General features: G+C 36.4%; 2 protein-coding genes. Both read right to left on the reverse strand.

All coding sequences use genetic code 11. The features are described from left to right. A partial coding sequence (locus DBR11_RS29440) for a hypothetical protein (protein ID WP_158275404.1) occupies window positions 1-235 on the reverse strand: 235 nt, incomplete at its 3' end. Window positions 236-783: 548 nt separating this feature from the next. Next, a complete protein-coding gene (locus DBR11_RS28440) occupies window positions 784-1,686 on the reverse strand; it encodes an Rpn family recombination-promoting nuclease/putative transposase (RefSeq protein WP_108555904.1) in 903 nt (300 codons plus the stop codon). Window positions 1,687-2,055 lie beyond the last annotated feature (369 nt).

Genomic DNA, 2,055 nt, shown 5'->3' on the forward strand with positions numbered 1-2,055 from the left:
ATAATATACTGGCATTTAGATCTTCGATGAACTGAAATGTATTCCTGCCAAAGAAAATGGCAAGTATTTTTTTATATGATTTATATCTTTTAGTATTCGCTTTTTCTTCATCTGGTCTCTTATCATTATACTTTGTATTTGCTCCCATAAAGGTAAAGGACGGATTAAAAGCTATTTTCTTTCTATATATTTCAAGCATAATTTGAATGACAGTAAAGATGACTTTTTGTGCCAAACCGTATCCTGTTAAAAAGTTAAATTTATGATCAGATAAGCGGTGAGATTTCAAGTAAAATTTGACCATATAAACATGTCCATGATATTCCTCGATTTCGACAATGTAGACTTTGTTGTAATTTGATTTAAAAGAATATAGATGTGTTGATATATGGGGACTATTTGTAGGATGGTGTTTAGACATTATATATCGATGGGCATACGAATCTTCAAACATATGTAGTGGTTATGTTAATCAAAGGTAGATATCGTAATTGTAGGTTTTGTAATTTATTTAAAAATTAAATTATGGTATTTTGGAGATAATTTTGAGAATTTCGACAGAAAATTGCAAGAAATTCCAAATAGGACGGAGTGTTAGGTGAAAACCCTGCACTTCTTTTCTCACTGGACCTTCCGCGAAGGGCTTCAGGTCCTGAGGTGTGAAAAGAGGTGCAAGGTTTTTTGGGGGTAGTATCCGGGGATGGTGCGTGATTGGGATAGGGTGGAATAAAAAAAGGACAACTTTTAGGTTGTCCTTTTTTTATTATATCTAATGTGATTTCTTTATAGTTCCTGGATTGTTTCTAATGGAAGTTTGGTAAGCTTTGCTATTTGTTCGATTGGAAATTTATCTTTCTTCATTTCACGGGCCATTTCTTTTTTTTCTGCCAGGGCTTGAGCCTTACCCTGTTCTAAGCCTTGTTTTAAGCCTTGTGCCAAGCCTTGTTCAAGGCCCTGTTTCGTGGCTTGTTTCTTTGCGAAATCCATTACGTTTTGGTTATCCCATCTAACTTGTTGTGCGGTTCTGTACATTTCTCTTTCCTCCGGTGTTAAGTTGGTTAATTTTGCCAGGTTAAACAATTGTTCAATTTCGGGTTCTTTTAAATAAGAGGGTTGCTCGCTGAATTTGGTTATATGCTTTAGTGCATATAGCCACTGGTCGAGCCCTGTTTCGAGTTCTTCTGGTTTCTTAAGGAACTTATTCAGTTCAATATATATAAACGACAGTTTACTGTAAAATACGTTTCCCTCTCCATTACCTAGGCTAATATCGTGAAAATATTCATTTGGTTGGGTATCGGGTAAGTTGAAATTTTCCAAGAGGGAAACGGTATATACTTCTTTCAGGTTGTAGGCCCAGTCTCTTCTGTCTCCTTTTGGTGCTTGATCACTGATTAGACGGGAGGCATAGAATACGGATCTTTCTTTAAAGTTTTCTTGTTCGGCTCTTTGTACTTCTATAAGAAATTTGGCACCATGGTCATCAGTACATACGATATCAAATACGGCTCCGCCTTCTTTTTTGATTTCTCCTGGATATTCGTTCTTGCTGTATTCTATCTTTTGGATGTGTCTGATGTCGGCCATTACTTCGTTTAGAAATGCTTTTAAAAGATCCCGGCTGGTTTCTGAAGCAAATATTTTTTTGAAAGCAAAACCGAGCTTTTCGCGAGCTCTTGAGGACAAAAATCAATAATAACTTCCGAAAAATCTATGAAGGGGTTGATGTAGGGGCTTTCTACAAAGGGGGGCGGAATTTTCTTTATCCGTGGTCGGTGTCGTCTTGGTTTTTCTCCCATTTTTTTACTTGTTGTTAGTTAATGGGCTAATATATGTTTTGTAATTTATAGTTTCAAATAATAATTATTAGTTTGTTTTGATTTCATATAGAGATAATTAAAAGGAAAAAGAAATTCCAAATAAGACGGAGTTTTAGATGAAAAACCTGCACTTCTTTTCTCACTGGACCTTCCGCGAAGTGCTTCAGGCCCTGAGGTGTGAAAAGAGGTGCAGGGTTTTTTGGGGGTATCCGGGTATGGGTGGTGAGGGTGGAAA

It is taken from the genome of Pedobacter sp. HMWF019, from assembly GCF_003061025.1.
GTDB lineage: Bacteria > Bacteroidota > Bacteroidia > Sphingobacteriales > Sphingobacteriaceae > Pedobacter.